The organism is Zhouia amylolytica (genome assembly GCF_900116365.1).
In the GTDB taxonomy this organism is placed as follows: domain Bacteria; phylum Bacteroidota; class Bacteroidia; order Flavobacteriales; family Flavobacteriaceae; genus Zhouia; species Zhouia amylolytica.
This window is the reverse complement of the sequence record NZ_FPAG01000010.1, coordinates 93,046-110,064: the sequence shown is the minus strand read 5'-3', so window position 1 is coordinate 110,064 and position 17,019 is coordinate 93,046. Positions and strand designations below refer to the sequence as shown.

At 37.1% G+C, this 17,019-nt stretch carries 9 protein-coding genes; 2 read left to right on the top strand and 7 right to left on the bottom strand.

The window, feature by feature from the left end; all coding sequences use genetic code 11:
* The first annotated feature begins 202 nt into the window (after positions 1-202).
* Positions 203-1,792 carry a discoidin domain-containing protein gene (locus BM361_RS16030; RefSeq protein WP_051413416.1) on the top strand — a complete coding sequence of 530 codons (1,590 nt, stop codon included), beginning with the start codon at positions 203-205 and terminating at the stop codon, positions 1,790-1,792.
* 238 nt (positions 1,793-2,030) lie between these two features.
* Here the strand turns inward: BM361_RS16030 and BM361_RS16025 are convergent, their stop codons facing one another.
* Positions 2,031-3,389, bottom strand: a complete 1,359-nt coding sequence (locus tag BM361_RS16025; protein ID WP_139226740.1) for a peptidase associated/transthyretin-like domain-containing protein — start codon at positions 3,387-3,389, stop codon at positions 2,031-2,033.
* A gap of 601 nt (positions 3,390-3,990) precedes the next feature.
* Positions 3,991-5,553, bottom strand: a complete 1,563-nt coding sequence (locus BM361_RS16020) for a glycoside hydrolase family 16 protein (protein ID WP_083425986.1) — start codon at positions 5,551-5,553, stop codon at positions 3,991-3,993.
* Positions 5,554-6,023: 470 nt separating this feature from the next.
* Between BM361_RS16020 and BM361_RS16015 the strand changes: the two genes are divergently transcribed.
* A complete protein-coding gene (locus BM361_RS16015; RefSeq protein ID WP_074980113.1) occupies positions 6,024-7,472 on the top strand; it encodes a serine hydrolase domain-containing protein in 1,449 nt (482 codons plus the stop codon).
* Positions 7,473-7,640: 168 nt separating this feature from the next.
* Here BM361_RS16015 and BM361_RS16010 read toward each other — a convergent pair whose 3' ends face one another.
* The 5 genes from BM361_RS16010 to BM361_RS15990 form a co-directional block, all read right to left on the bottom strand.
* A complete protein-coding gene (locus BM361_RS16010; protein ID WP_074980111.1) occupies positions 7,641-9,068 on the bottom strand; it encodes a tagaturonate reductase in 1,428 nt (475 codons plus the stop codon).
* Between the two features lie 20 nt (positions 9,069-9,088).
* Positions 9,089-10,096 carry a zinc-binding alcohol dehydrogenase family protein gene (locus BM361_RS16005; RefSeq protein ID WP_074980110.1) on the bottom strand — a complete coding sequence of 336 codons (1,008 nt, stop codon included), beginning with the start codon at positions 10,094-10,096 and terminating at the stop codon, positions 9,089-9,091.
* A 17-nt stretch (positions 10,097-10,113) separates the two neighbouring features.
* Positions 10,114-11,763: a glycoside hydrolase family protein gene (locus tag BM361_RS16000; protein ID WP_051413414.1), complete on the bottom strand. Its 1,650-nt coding sequence runs from the start codon at positions 11,761-11,763 to the stop codon at positions 10,114-10,116.
* A gap of 257 nt (positions 11,764-12,020) precedes the next feature.
* Complete coding sequence (locus tag BM361_RS15995) at positions 12,021-13,529, bottom strand: SusD/RagB family nutrient-binding outer membrane lipoprotein (RefSeq protein WP_083425983.1); 1,509 nt, start codon at positions 13,527-13,529, stop codon at positions 12,021-12,023.
* Between the two features lie 28 nt (positions 13,530-13,557).
* Positions 13,558-16,920, bottom strand: coding sequence for a SusC/RagA family TonB-linked outer membrane protein (locus BM361_RS15990; RefSeq protein ID WP_175496597.1), 3,363 nt, complete (start codon positions 16,918-16,920; stop codon positions 13,558-13,560).
* Positions 16,921-17,019 lie beyond the last annotated feature (99 nt).

Genomic DNA, 17,019 nt, shown 5'->3' with positions numbered 1-17,019 from the left:
TTAAGTAGTAACAACTTGAGTCCCCAAGACTCATCAGCATTCTCATGGATGTTTAATCTTCTATGTTACCCCTATAACATAAATTCACCAAGCATGAAATTAATTGCTGGTTCACCACCAGAAGCACTTCGAATGAATCATGGCATCCACAACATGATTTCAAGAAAAAAATTAAACCACGGAACTATTAAATTTTATTCATATGAAAACCATTAAAATTAAATTATGGGCAACCTATCTGTGCATAGCCGCAATAGGTGTTAGTTGCGAAAAAGCAGATTTCTCGGAAAATCTGACCTCGGAAAATGCGTCAATGACAACCGACAAGAATGGCTTTGTTTCTGCCACTCCACGCGCATTGAACGTTATTTACTTTACACCTACTGATAACGATGCAAAACCTGACTATCGCCGAAGAATTAGTAACATCATGATTAATACCCAATCTTATGTAAAAAAATGGATGGAGCATTGGGGATATTCAAATTCTACATTTGGCTTACAAATCAACCCAAGCAGCCAAATGGTGAATATTATCCGAATCGAAGGTAAATTAACCAAAGACGAATACCCGTATTCCGGTGGTTATCAAAAAATAATCCCCGAAATCAAAGAATATTTTGCTAATAACGACGATGTTGAACCAACCAGCGAGCATTTTCTGGTTATTCTTCCGGAACGTATGGAAGGAGATCAAATTGGTGGAGTTCCTTTTTACGGTGTAGGTAAATATTGTTTTGCTCTCGACGCCGGAGCCGACATGACATGGGATAATATGGGCGCCGGAGGCCAGCCTGGTAACGAAGCCGGTTGGATCGGTGGACTGATTCACGAACTCGGCCACGGAATTAACCTTCCGCACAATTCTCAAAAGAGATCAGAATACATCGATTTCGGAACCTCCCTAATGGATAACGGAAACCATGTAATCAAGGTTGGAAAGATCGATCGTACTTTTATGACGGCCTCTGATGCTGCAATTTTAAGCGAAAATGAAATATTCAGTCCAATTGAAGACAACTTTTATGGTCCGGTAAGCTATAAACTGACAGAATTAAAATCGAAATTCGAAAACGGATCCCTAAACGTAAATGGTAAATTTGAAAGTGATACTCCAGTTAAAAAAATTATTGTAAATCAAGATCCGGAAGGAAGATCAAATTACAATCAGATTGGTTGGGTAGCTAATCCTGGTGCTGATGATACCTTCAGTGTTTCCATGCCCGTTGCTGAACTGTTTCAGGTAACAAACACCAATTACACCCTAAAAGTAATGTTTGTATTTGAAAATGGAACAACAAGACAAATAAACCTGGGTGATTATAAATATATCAATGGAGAAACCAATGTTGACCACCTGCAAATAAGAGACATCCTAAACAGAGATAACTGGGAGGTTATTGATGCGGACAGTGAAGAAGACACAGGTGCTGCATCCAATATGCTAGACGACAATCGCGCTACTGTATGGCATACCGAGTGGAAAAGATCATTACCTGATCACCCGCATTATTTTGTAGTGGATATGGGAGCCGAAACAACTGTTGACGGCCTTGCTTTTCAAAATCGAGATAACCTAAATGGAGTAATCAAAGATTGTGAAATCTTTACGAGTACCGACAACATCAACTGGACCAGTGAAGGACAATACCATTTAAAAAGACAGTCTAGTTGGCAATACACCGCTTTTAGCACAAGAAAAAACATACGCTATGTAAAAGTAGTTACTCAAAACAGTCACGGCGATTTCAACTATACCCACCTCGCTGAATTCGGTGCTTATCTCGATTAAGATCACCTAATCATATCAGACTCAAATCAAAGAGCCTCACTATTTAGTGAGGCTTTTTTGATTCTTTGCATACTTTATATTCTGCCCCGTAATGAGTCATGACAATATTGAAATTCCATCCAATCAGTCAGACCAGGCCTCCGAATCGGACAAAACTGTAATCATTAATGCTCATCATGATTTTATTAACCAAAAAAATGTGAAATTTTAAGACCTTCAACTTTCTGCATCCAAGCTCTCATTCATTTATGTTCAAATCCTTCTCCATATATGTTATGAATTCATTTCTAACATCCTCAAAAAACTCTATTCCTTTAATGGCTAAAGAATTAGCCTTATACTCCTTTTGGCTCGCTCCTTTTACAAATGCAGAATCCCAGTTTTGTTTTCCCAATATAGAAAATACATCATTTCTATACCTTATATCAGATAAAGGTCGGTCGATCCAATATTCAGGATTATAGGTTTCATGAACATCATACCAAACAAAGGCATTCCCATCCCCTCCGCCATGAATATATGGGTTTTTCGTATTTGCTTTGTAAATGGTATTCAACTTTACGGTACCTCTTTTTACAACATTATGTTCACCCGAAGAGGTTTGGTATTTATAAGTCGATAGGTCAATTTCATAAGGAAACAACTTGTCTTCAAAAAGTTGATATTGAATATCATAATTTATATAAGAATAATGCCATCGATGTCTAAATTGGGTTATTAACTTATGTAATCCAAAGGTTCTTTTATTAACCCAAAGCTTACCCTGCATATGTGTAAGTTCCCAACCCTTGTTGGAAATAGTTTTATGTTGTTTAAAATCAATAACGTAAAATTCCTCATCCCCCTGGTTTATTATTTTATCAATATTAAATCTAAAATATTTAAATCCCTTGTTACTCAATGGATGGTTTTCAGCTAAAGATCCATAATCCCTCCAATGACTCCTCATATATAATCCTCCAATATGCTTGAAAGGGATTTGTATTTTATTACCATTACGGTTATTAACAAACATATCTTTAAAGTCCAATTCGGCAATTTCAGGATCCTCATTAAGCCTTCTCATCTGATTAGGCACGATAATAGGAGAGTTCCATGATGATATTTTTTCTGGCATTAATATATATCCGTCAGACTCCAAAAAACCTTGTGGTTTACTATTATTATATATCGTTTGTTTATAGTTAAAATCAGACCAATAAGGCGATGTTTTGCCGGAATCTTCGTATTGTTTTACGGCCCTTTTTAAAATTTCCTTTTTGGTAAGTTTTCCTGCAGAAGAAATCACAACTTCTTCTAATGGAATAGACATCTGAACTAGCTGAATAGTTTGCAAACTTTTTAACTTCGAGATTAAAAGCGCCTTATTTGGATATGAAAAATGATGAAAAGAGATAATTTCATCCACATGACTATTATCAATTTCAAATTTAAACGCACCTTCATCATTGCTGTAACATATAATTCGATCGTTTAACATTAAAGCAACACCAAAAATAGGTTCTCGTGTACCTTCATCAATAATCTTCCCTGAAATGGTTATGTTTTGTGCAATCAATCCGTTTCCCAGCACTATTGCAAAAGCGCAAAAAATCATTTTTTTTATCATTGTGAAATATGTTTATTGAACGAATAATTAAGATTTCTAAATTCATACCCTTTAACACAAACACACAATACAGAAGGTTAAACCCAATCAATTACAAACAATTACCCTTGCATTGAATCCTGTAAAAGTGTTATACATCAAAAAAAGCCACACCTGCTAATTTTAAGCCAGATCATAACGGGGTTAAGTATTTATAACAAAACACAACTTAAAAAGCTTCAATAAACATTGATAATCACCTACATATACGGTGCTATTTTCATAATGAAAATTATATATTTCATTTTGACACCTGTAATAAAACCTTGTTAAATGACATATAAGATTTTGTTAATTCACCCCTTATAAACAATATTCGTATCAGCTAAATTTCAAAGTACTAAGACAGAAATGGTGTTCAAATCCAAATCAGTTGAATATCATACTGCTTAAAGTGATTTAATAACATGTCTAAAGAGTTCGCAATGATTTGCCTTAATTTAAGATTACCTTTTCCTTGTATCATCCAACCAAATTATCAGAATTAAAAAACCAAACACCCAAGAGATGTTTGGTTTTAAAGTGCTTAATATTGAAAATAGCAGTGGCCTTAAAAGAACACCTGATAGTTTTGAACATCATAAGTCTCAACAGGTCCATAGTTTACTCCATCTTTTGATAAAGAGACTTCTACACCCTGATACGTACGACTGTCACCATTAAATACTCCTAGTTTCACGGCATCAAACAACACTTCCTGTCCCAGATTAATTACAAGCAGTCCGCTGGAATCCAAACCATAATAACCAGTACTGGCTCCATTCTCGCCAATACCGTCACCTAACAGAACCGATGCATCATGTCCGGAAGGCAATACAAACGTCGTTCCACCATTTATCAGGGTAACTTCTGTTAAATGACTCCAGGTGTTGGCTGTACTCCCATTCATTTGAATTTTTATATACTGATAAACTGGAGGATTCAACGCAAAAGTCTCAGAACTTTGTACATCTTCAACAATCAAATTTCCATAGGTTACCCCATCTGAAGAAACAGATACTTCAACATCTTCATAAATGCGATTATCTCCATTATAGACTCCTAATTTAATGGCGTCAAAATCATAGCCCTGTCCGAGATCAATTTCCAACAACCCATTGGCATCCAACCCAAAAAAACCGGTACTAGCCCCATTCACCCCTACACCATCTCCCAATAATGATGGTGCATTATGTCCTGCAGGAAGCACATATTCAATTCCTTCATTTATTAAGGTTACCTCAGTGAGATGATTCCAGGTATTTGTAGTGTTCCCATTCATCTGTATTTTAATGTACTGTTGAGAGCCTGATGGTGGCGCAGGAGAAGGAACATATTCATAGTATTTCACATAATCAATTACATAATCAACCGGTAATTGACTAGAATTAATACTACCAACCCAACTACCTCCAAGCTGTTGTGATAAAATCAAGTGAAAATCCCTGTCGAATGGCCATTGACGCCAATCAGCACCGGATTCCTTATAATAAGTAAAGGTAGCCGCTCCGTTGAGGGTAAATACAATGTGATCAGGATACCATTCAACTCCATAAGTATTAAATACCCCTGGATTAACACTAACGGTACTGCTACTTGGAGAACTTTTAGTATTACTATGAATGGTGGAGTAAATATAGTTATCGAAATTAAGGTGCTCCATAATATCTATTTCGCCATAATCAGGCCACCCTCCATACTCATTTGTGCTTCCTAGCAACCAAATGGCGGGCCAACATCCCTGGGCAGAATCCATTTTAGCACGTACTTCGACCTTACCATAGGTGAAATTAAATTTCCCACGGGTCCATACACCACCCGTTAAATAGGGTCTTGGATCGGTTTGGGTATCCGGATTTACAATTCCCTTTAAATGGAGGTGTCCATTAGAGATCTCATAAACCTGGTCATCGGTAGTCATGTAATTTTTCCAGTCCGGAGTTCCTTCCGAAATACGACTCCATTTCGTGGTATCTAATGTGGATCCGTTAAAATCATCTTGCCAAATCAATTGGAAATTTGAAGATGAGGTTGACTGAAAATGTTCGGTAAAAAGCTGTTCGACAGTTTCCTCTTCCTTATCACAGCCAAAAAATAGAATAATAGAAAACAGAATAATCCATTTGTTTTTCATTTCACTTCGTTTTAGGTTAATAAAAAGTTTTTGGTTGAAGTTGGGGGCAGAATTAATATCTTTAAAAGTCAATAGGTTCGTCACAATAGAATAGCTATTTTCCACCGATTTGCTTAAAAAGAAATAAGTCTCGTATCTAAATATATGCACAGCAATTTTAATCTAACCAATCTACTGGTTACAAGCAGGTTACACCCTCATTACATTTAGGTTACCTGAAAAACAATAATCAAGGAAAGCCAATTTAGATAAAAGTATTTGCTATCATCATTTAACTTAAATTAAAATTCCTTTCAGGAAAAGTCGATCCCCTTTCTTAAAATGCTTTGGAAGCTACCTCTGAAAGAATTTGCCATTGTTTAGGGTAAACACATACAACTTCTAAACCTTAAAATAACCGTTCACAAAGAACAACGTTTTGCCACACAAAAGAAATCGTGTCGTCTTTAAAAAATAAACAACAAACTCACATGGAAAAATTTAAACCACTTGCTATCATCCTGTTTTTATTATGGATCGGTTCATGTAATATGCATAAGAGCAATCCTGACACAATTAAAAAAAACATAGATGACTATCTTACCAGCACCATGGAATTACATAATATTCCCGGATTGGCACTGGCCGTTATAATTGATGATGAAATAGTATATGAAAATTATATGGGGGAATCGTCATTAGAAAGTGGAGAACTTGTAAATGAAAACACCTTGTTCAGAATATTTTCAGCCACAAAACTGATTACCGCAACAGGCGTTTTTCAATTGATAGAAAATGGCACCCTCAACCTCGATGATAATATTTCAATTTATTTAGATAATTTACTCCCTCAATGGCAAGAAGTCAAGATTAAAAACCTGTTAAGTCACTCCTCAGGTTTACCGGATATCATAAAGTATAAAAGCACTTTAAGTGATCACGAACTAATGGATAAGCTGTTCAAAGACAAAATGGATTTTGCTCCCGGTGATCAGTTTCGGTATAATCAAACGAATTACTGGTTACTTGCTCAAATCATGGAGAAAGTTACAGGAATGACCTTCGATAACTACATTATGAAAAATGAATTTGACAATGATACAACAGGAGTTCTATTTTCTTCTAGTTCACAAGAAATCATTCCTAACCGGGCAACCAGATATTTTTATAACGAAAAAACCAAAGCCTTTGATAAAGACACCAATAACAGTGGTAAAAGAGGACATTCCGGAAACGGTCTGAATATTACGCTAAAAAGATTTATGGAGTGGAATAAAAAACTCGACAATGACCAACTTCTAAGCCATAATGTAAAATCCAAAATGTGGGAACCCTTTAATTTTAATAATGAAAATGACCACTTTTCATATGGTTGGGGATACTATCCTGTAAATGAAATAAATTCTTATGGGTTTTCAGGTGGTAATCTGGCTGCCATACGAAAATTTATCAATCATAAAACAACCATTATTCTATTATCTAATGGATATCAAATACCAGCCTATGATATCATTATCAATGACATTGCAAAAATTGCAATTCCAGAGCTGAGAATACAAAATCTTGCGTTGGAAGAAGACATCATGAGCCTTGTAAAAAACAGTCAGTTTAAAGAGGCTACTCTGGCATTTAAAAAATTAAAACAGGAAAATCCGAATTCAGACTTTGATAATTTGAAATGGAATATAAATAGTATAGGGAATTCCTATGCATACAATGAGCTTGATCTTCAAAAAGCATTTGACATATTTCAACTCAATGCAGAAGCAAATCCAAATTGGTGGGTTTCAAAGGCGAGTTTAGCAGAAATTTATGAAATAAATAAAGATAGTTCCCTAGCCATTGAAAATTATAAAAAAGCCATACTTCTCAATAAAGATAATGATTGGAATTACAATGAACTGATGAAAAATAAAATAGACAAATTATACCATAATTAACCCTGGACCTCATCCCCTAACCAAGACTTAATTTCTTAAATACTAAGGCTGGCATTTTATTAACTGTAAGGACATGAAGGGTATTCTACCTTTTCCTGTTAAAAAAGCTAGCTGGTTTTAAACTTATCTATTCTTTAGATTTATAAGGACGTTAATAATTATGAAAGATTAAACTAAACCCTCTAAGACCTGCATAACACCCTTTCCCTCAATATCCTTTATATAGAAAGCTGTTTTCTGTATAAAGCCTTTATCTAATTCTTTTTCTGGAATTCCAGAAGTGACTAAAATATTATGTACCAGATCAATTCTCGACAACTCTCCTCTTAAATATAGCTGCCATAATCCCGAAAAGTTTTGAATTCTATCCTGATCATCATTTAATGCAATTAGGTTCCCCTTGTAGGCTCCTCTAAAAAACAATACCATACAAGCTGTTATAAAAGCCAACCTATCAGGTGTATTTTTAAAGGTATCTACATAATCAATGATGGTAGGCCATAATCTGGATACATACTTATGGGAACTGTTAAGTGATATATCAGCCAATCGATGTTTTAAACTATGATTTCTAAATCTGTTAATTGTACTATGGTAAAATTGATCTTTAATTTCAGTCGGTATGTCCATGGTCATTAATATCTCATTCCTAATCAAAGCGTCGAGAAAATCATTTAATTTTCGATCCTCTACAACTTCATGAACATACACCAGTTCTAATAAGCTTCCTAAAAAGACCATCGCTGTATGAGCCCCATTTAAGACTCTTACCTTCAGATCGTGATAAGGCATAATATCCGATACAAAAGTCACATTTAATCCCGCCTCGTCAACAGGGAACTCATCGGTTATTTCAACATCAGCCTGAATTACCCAACTATGATAAAATTCTCCCGTTACCATAAGTTTATCATCAAAAGTAATTTGTTGTTGAATTTCAGGTGCAATGGTAACCGGATAACCTGAAACGATCCGATCGACCAGGGTATTATAGAACTTGTTATATAATGCTACCCATCTAATAAATTCACCGTCCAGTTTCCAGGCTGCTGCATATTCCAAAACACATTTTTTCAAGGCTTCACCATTTTTATGGATCAACTCACAAGGAAGTATTATCAAGCCTTTGGAAGGATCGTTACCAAAATGTTTGTACCTATGAAACAATACCCGGGTGAGTTTAGCCGGAAATTCATTAGGCGGATCATCATGAAAGTTATCCTTAGGATTGAATGTGATTCCTGCCTCTGTAGTATTCGAAATTACATACCTTAAAGACGCATCGTTGGCATAGTCCAAAAACAATTCCCATTCCTTATAGGGATTAACAATCCCCTCTACACAATCAATTTCTTTAACCGTAGTAACTATTTTATTCCCTTCCCAATCATTTAAAAGCACATGAAAGCGTCCCTTTTGCTCTCTGAGCTCAAGATAGTCACCACCTTTAGTTGGCTTTACAACTAGCACACCGCCGTTAAAGTTAGTTTTCTGATTGAGTTCCTCTATCATCCAAACTGCAAAGGCTCTTAAAAATTTACCTCCCCCGAATTGCATGACTTTTAATGGTCGGTTGGTCCTGGTAGTCCCCTTCATTACATCTTTTTGATTAGATATTAAAATTCGACAGTAGCTTTGATAACCCCCGATTCAGGATTCGTCCAGGAATCAAAATGATGAATCATTTCTGAAAAATGTACAGTGTGCGTAATGAATTTATCCGTAGGAAACTCTGGAAGAATTTCAATAACTCTTTTAAAATCTTCAAGGGTTGCATTACGACTACACATCATTGTCATTTCTTTGGCATGAATAGCCGGATGGTGGTATATTAGATTTCCTTTAGACAGCCCTACTAAAACATAGCGCCCACCATGTGCCATATAATCAGGGCCTTTCTCCAGGGCAGTCTTATTTCCTGTTGCATCAAAAACTACCGATGCCAGATCGCCATTGGTTATATCTCGTATTTGAAGCAGTGGATCATCCTTAACATCCACCACATGGTTTACCCCAATAAATTCCTTCGCGTATTGTAGCCTCCCTTCATCAACATCAAGAGCTATGGTTTGAGCGCCCAGTAATTGTGCCTGTTTTAATATCCCAATCCCTATCGGTCCGCACCCTATCACTATAACAGACTCCCCTTCTTTAAGATCGGCCCGTCTTATAGCATGTGCACCAATAGCCAGAGGCTCTACTATAGCCATTTCATCATCAGTAAGGTTGTTTGCAGGAATTAACAAGTCATTCGGAACAACAATCTGCTCTTGCATTCCTCCATCGGTATGAACACCCAAAACCTTGATGTTCGTGCAACAATTTGTTTTACCATGCTTACAAGCGATGCAATTTTTACAGCTTATATAAGGCATGACTACCACTTTATCTCCAGCCTTTATTCCTTGCTCATTCGTGTCAATCGCTAAAACATGAGTTGCCAGCTCATGTCCAAGAATTCTCGGGTATGTAAAAAAAGCCTGGTTCCCCAAATAAGCATGCAAGTCAGTCCCGCAAATGCCTACCCTGGTAACCTTCAATAAGGCTTCACCATTTTTCCTTTCAGGAGTAGGTTTTTCTTTTAATAGAAAATCTCCTGGTTTTTCACACACAATATATTTCATAACTCAGTTTAAACTTTTTATTCAACTTTCACTTCAAATTCAGATTCCTCGAAATGACTCTCCTCTGTTTCAATCCCTAATTTAAGGGTATATATACCACCCTTAACAAACTCGTATTTCGTAAATAACCTTAATTTTATCTTTTCAAATGGCTCAATCCCCTGCAGTTCAGCAGCAGCTATCTTCTCATAACCATTTTGCTCCTTTACATAGATTTGTATTGGAATAATGGATGAAGTTACCTGGCCAAAATTTTGAATTTCAACTTGAATATCCGCGCCTTCTGAAGCTTGCTCAATTTCAGGTGATTTTGGAGAAAGTATAGGTTCATAATAGCTGATCCATGGCAATCTCGTATAACCGAATAACAATTCTCCATCGCTTGTCTTCCCTAAGAGCTTACCTACAAAGTTTTCAGCACTTAAACCATTACCCTTTCCGTTAAATGTTATAATCAAATCATTACCTTTCATTTTCGAATCTACCGCCACGCAACCCCCACCATAATTAACAGCTTCCGAAGCCCCGAACCTTAGCGATTCCAAATCGATATCAGTATGCGGATTAAATCCCTCTTCAGCTTTTATTAATAATTGAATACGCTTCGTTCGTTCTGTTATTTTTTTCTTGCCTAGTAATTCTATTTGTCTCCCAACAATTAATGGAATACTGATGTTTTTTGAACTATGAGTATCTCTTGGTTTATCCTCGTGTTTGAGCGTATCAATAACAGCAAAGTTTGCCTGATATGCCCTTCCTAATTCATCTTGTAGAACCTTAATCCGTTCGTATTTAAACCAATCTACCTTCGTTCCGTCTTCATAAATAGCCAGTCCGGGCATGTATGCTTCCCCTGTATCGACCTTCCAATTAACTCCGTCTTTAGACCTTAAATAATAAGCGATCCTTCCGTACCAATCATTTACAATCATATGATATTGTATATTGGTTTTCCATATCACAGGATCTTCAAACCGTCCATCAACTGGTGGGTATACACTTTTATCTGAAACCTGATTATACGAACTTATACCATCTTTACTAAACCAGATACCACCACCTCTGCAAACCATTAAAAAAGAACCATCTTCTCTCCTGGCAAAAGACAAATTAGATAATCCCTCTATGACAGGGCGATCCCGGGCATCGAAATGAAAAGTATTATACTCCCACGGACCGTTTAATGATTTGGAATGATAATACCCATCAATAACATAGATCACATAACTACCATCTTTTAACTGAAAAGCCTCAGGATTATGTCCAGACCCTACGATGTCCATTACTTTATAGGGTCCGATAGCATTATCAGCTACCGCATGTACTACGATGGAATGAAACCATTCCATATGCCCTTTTGGTGAATCCTCACGCCAACGGCATACATAAAGATGATACTTTCCATCATCTCCCCTCACTATATTACCACCCCAATAAGAATAAACGCGATCTTCGATACCATTCGATGTATCTCTTGGTAATACGTTTTCACCTCCCCATGTGTCTGAGGTTGGTTTATTCATGATAGGAATTGCCTCAAATCGATCCATAAAACGTCCGCCATTTACCAGATCATTCCATGCTGCAGGGCGACTACGATCCGTTATTTGAGCTTCAAGGAAATTACAGCAAAGTAATAAAAGTGATAAAAATCCTGTTTTTTTCATAATATTGGTATGGCTTGGTGTATCCTGTTAATCTAAATGATTGTCAATAATTACAAGCTAATCGTAAATCAGACTTCAAAAACATATTGATGTAATCTCCAAAATCTTTGATCCGTTAAACTTAAAGGTTCTTTTAGAAATACCAAAACTGTATTTGCTTCTATATTTTGGGAAAATTGAATATTTATAAAAGAAAAGGGAGGCAAATGCCTCCCTTTCATAAAGTGATTAACGCAACTTAACAAACTATGTATATATTAATTTTTATCCCACCAAATTCTGGTGGTATAGCTATTAGGTCCTTGTCGGGCCTCAGCAGCCCTAACATTTTCCTCGTTCAACGTATATTCAGTATCAGGATATTTTAATCGACGTGGAATGGTTCCTCCTGTAGCATTTCCTGGATAATTCACCGGGGTTAATACCGGATACTCTATTCTTCTCCAATTAGCATAACCTTCCCAGGGATTTAAAAAAGTAGCAGCCCAATATTGTTCCCCTATCATTTCTAAAGCATTAGCCGCATCAAAAGGATTTGCTGCCAAATAAGCATCAACTGCTGCTGTCGTAGGAGTTGTCACCCCATAAAAACTCCAATTTTCCATGGCAGCTCTAACACCATTATTATAATGTGTTTGGGCGTCTCCACTATACCAACCTCTAACAGCGGCTTCCGCTAACATAAACTCAACCTCCGCATAGGTCATAAACACAAAAGGAGAATCTCGTTGAACCAAAGCCTGGTTTAATTGAGAATAATTTTCTAAATCCCCACCGGCTGGCCCCATGGTCTCTAAAGTATTCGGATCCAACCCATTGGGCAACCCTTGATGTGGGCCACCGCTTTCTACAAAAGATAATATTTCTAATCTCGGATCACCATGATCTTGCATCCAACTAACAAAAGTATCACTCAACCTCATAAACTTATCAATTTCAAAAGCTTCTCCGTAAGGATTCGTATTGATCCATCCGCCATCAATCTGATGTTCAGTTTTAACAACATCATTTAAATCAGTCATAACACCACCTGCAATGGCTTTTGAAACCCAAAGTTCCGCAGCAGCAGGATCTACCTTCACCAATCGCAAACCCAATCTCAACATGAGAGAGTAGGAAAGTTTTTTCCATTTTGTAATATCACCGCCATAGAATAAATCCTGACTTCCAATGGAAGGAGCCGAATTACTGAATTCCAAAGCTGCTTCCTCTAGTTCCATGAGCATATGATTATAGATTTCTTCCTGGCTATCATACGATGGAGTCCACTCATTATCTAAATAACCCAAGCCCGCTTCAAAATAAGGTATATCTCCATATAAATCGGTAGTGCGGTGAAACGACAATACGCGCATTACCCTCCCGGCAGCATGATAATTTATAGCTTCAGGATCTTCAGAAACTCTTGCCATATAATCAGCCAAATCTTTATACTCATTAGTGAAAGCCCTATCAAATAGCGACGAACTGTAATCAAGAAAGTCGATGTATTTATCTCCGGGAAGTAAACTCGTAGATATATTAACATCGGCAAACTGTTGTATGGCAGACATAGCCCAACCCAATGATGCTCTACGCATTTCATACCGAGTACCTGAAAGATATAGCTGTAACCTTGTGAGTTGTATTCCATATGGCAACTCTTCTATAGCATTCGGATCGCTATTCAGTTCTTCCAATTCCTTAACACAAGAGGTAGTTGATAAGGTAAATATTGCCAAAAAAAGCAATATAATCTTTGTTCTAATATTATTTATCTTCATCATGATTTTCTCTTTTAGAATTGTCTTTTAATTAAAAGCTAACATTCAAATTAAATCCAAAGGACTTCGTTTGTGGTAACCCAAAGAATTCCAATCCTTGACCATTACCTGCATTATAGCTAGATTCCGGATCTACGTTATCAACACTCGAGTGAATCAGCCATAAGTTCCTCGCAACAAAAGAAAGTGTTGCATTTTCTATAAAAGTATCATCTAATACATTTTTAGGAATTCTAAATCCGAGGGTAATTTCTCTCAGTTTAATGAAGCCGGAATCATAAATAAACTCTTCACTGATATTATTATAAATATAGTTGTAGTAGTTAGCAATCTGACTTGCAGGTAGCACTCCTAAGCCATTTTCTCTACCAACCAACGTATTTTTATGAACCCCTCTTCGGTATAACTGACCATTGGTACCACTGTGCATTACAGCGCCATCCTTCATGTCGATTAAAAAACTTAGTGTCAAATTTTTATATCTAAAGCTATTACGTAAGCCTGCCACAAATGGATGTACACCAGTACCAAAAGGCACAAAACCAGCATCGGTATCCTGTATCGGTAAACCTGAATCATCGAGGGCAATATCACCATTGGCATCTCTTACATATTTAAATCCGGATATTTGACCATAGGGTAAGCCTTCAATATGTTGTACCCAGGTATTTAATGAACGACTTCGTTCTATATTTAATACTTCATTGTCAACTTCCGGATCTAACAGGCTTACCACCTTACTTTTATTGTAACTCATGTTAAAAGAAACATCCCAGCTAAAATCGTTTGTTCGGATAGGCGTTCCTGTCAGTAATAATTCCACTCCTTTGTTGGTAACTTCTCCCACGTTCACTTTGGCAGAAGTATAACCAGAGGTTTGAGATATGGTAGCATTCAGAATATCGTCTTCGGTCCTTTTATCGTAATAACTAAAGTCGATTCCTAACCTTCGCTCAAAAAGTTGCATGTTCAATCCAACTTCAAACTCAGTTACCATGAGAGGAACAAGTTCTGAATTAGCAACCGTGCTTCCACTTATACCTCCCTGAGGAATCCCGTTTTGAGCTACGCCCAGACCATAAAACTGATTAAGTGCATAAGGATCTGTAGAACCTCCCACCTGGGCCCATGCCGTTCTGAATTTGGCAAAATCAATCACCTCTGGCATATTCACCACATCAGATAAAATAGCACTCAATCCAACAGAAGGATAAAATATACTTCTACCATTTAAAGTAGAGAACCAGTCATTTCTTCCGGAACCCGTTAAGAAGAGCCAATCGTTATATGAAATTTCAGCCTGACCATAAACAGAATGTGTACCTAATCTGGTAATATCGCTTCCACCGGAATTAGAAATACCATTAGCTACCGAATAAAAGAATGGAAGTGCAAAATTATTGCTACTCACTGAGGTTGTATTCTCCTGAATTCTCAATTTATTGGCACCCGCTAAGAAGTTATAGGCGATTCCATTATCAAATTCGTGATCGGACCCTAGCATAATATCGAAATTGGTCTCTTTATGCTTTCGCTGTGATTCACTGATGCTCCCATTTGGAGCATATCCGGTACCTGTTGGACCGATTCCTCCGCTTAATCGATCCCATTGATCAATACCCGCTCTTCCTTTAATATAAACCCATTCATTAATATCATATTGCACCGAAGCACTTCCCAAAACCCTGTCTTTTGAATATCCTCTCTGCTGTTGATATGCAGCCCAATAAGGATTTTGAAACCAGATACTGCTCGATGGCAACAACTCATAACCCTTTTGTCCTTGAGTACCGTATAAATCCGTTGCGTCTTCCGGGTGGGCACCTAACCTGTTCGGATCTCCTTTTAAATCATATATATTCGTTGTTACGGGTAATTGCCAGACCGAATAGTTGGCATTGTTTGGAGAATCTGCCAATCCTGGCTGATTCTTTACATCCTGTAAAATATACTGGGCACTTGATTTAAATTTTAATTTATCATTCAAACCTTTTCCATGCAGGTTCACACTAAAATTCTGTCGTTTCATTTCGGAATTAGGCATAATACTTTCGTTCTCCATATTGGAAACTCCAAACCTGTAGCCAATATCAGCGGTTCCGCCACTTAATGACACCGTGTTGGTAAAAGTACTCCCGGTTCTGTAAAACTTATCGAAGTTATTCCCTGAATACGAATAAGGTCTGCTGACACCATCAAATTGTATGACATCAGATCCATCTAATCTGGCACCCCAGGATGATTCACCCGCATCCCATGCTATTGATTGTGTTGTAGGCTTTTCACCATTAAAACCATGACCGTATTCTTTTTGTGGATCCAGGAGATTAATGGCTTCCTCAAACACATAATTTGAATTAATTTCAACACGTAATCCCTGGTTTAACTTTCCACTTTTAGTGGTGATAAGTATCACTCCATTGGAAGCTCTTGATCCGTATAATGCTGCCGCAGTATTCCCTTTTAAAACAGTCATACTCTCTATATCATCCGGGTTGATATTACCAATTCCATCACCCCCATCAGATCCACCCCACATACCGGCAGACCCCTGATTGCTATTGTCAATAGGTATACCATCAACCACATACAATGGCTGATTATTACCCGTTAATGATGTATTTCCGCGAATCATAACTCGAGCGGTGCCTCCCGGACCACTTACAGTTTTATTAACACTAACACCTGCCACTTTACCAGCCAATGCATTTGCAACATTCGTTTCTCTGGCCTCTGTAAACTCTTCACCTCCTACTTCTGTTACCGAATAAGCAAGTGACTTCTTCGAACGTTCAATACCTAATGCAGTTACCACTACTTCATCAAGTGCTGCTGCACTTTCTTTTAATGTTATATTGAAGGTTGATTGACCGGCTACGGGAAGTTCCTGTGTGGCAAAACCCACATAAGAAACCACTAAAACAGCATCATTTCCAGATACATCGATGGTGAAGTTACCATCAAAATCTGATTGTGTACCATTCGATGTTCCCTTTTCCAAAACACTGGCTCCAATTAAGGGTACACCTCCGGCATCCTTAATCGTACCACGAACCCTGAGTTGCTGCACAGAACTGTTAAAAGTCCTGTTTTTCTTAACAATAATAGTTCTGTTTTCAGTTAATTCATAGGTGCAATCGATTGGATTCAAGGCCGATAATAATAGATCATTGGCCTCAATCTTTCCCTTTACCAAGGATATCTTAGGTGCCTCAGCAATTATCTTATCATTATAGACAAACTTGTATCCAAGTTGTTCCTGGATGAGCTCAAACATTTCAGTTGCCGATATAACGGTATCGGTATCAACTTTAATAATGGCATTTTGAGAAAGGGAATTACTGGGCACAAAACTAAATGCCGTAGTAACCCATAAAACAATAAATGTCCTCATAACAATTTTAGAAAGTTTCCCTATCCTGAGGTGGAAAACATTTGTAAAGTTAATTTTCATAAATTTGCAATGGTTTGGTTAAACATTATTTTAATCTTA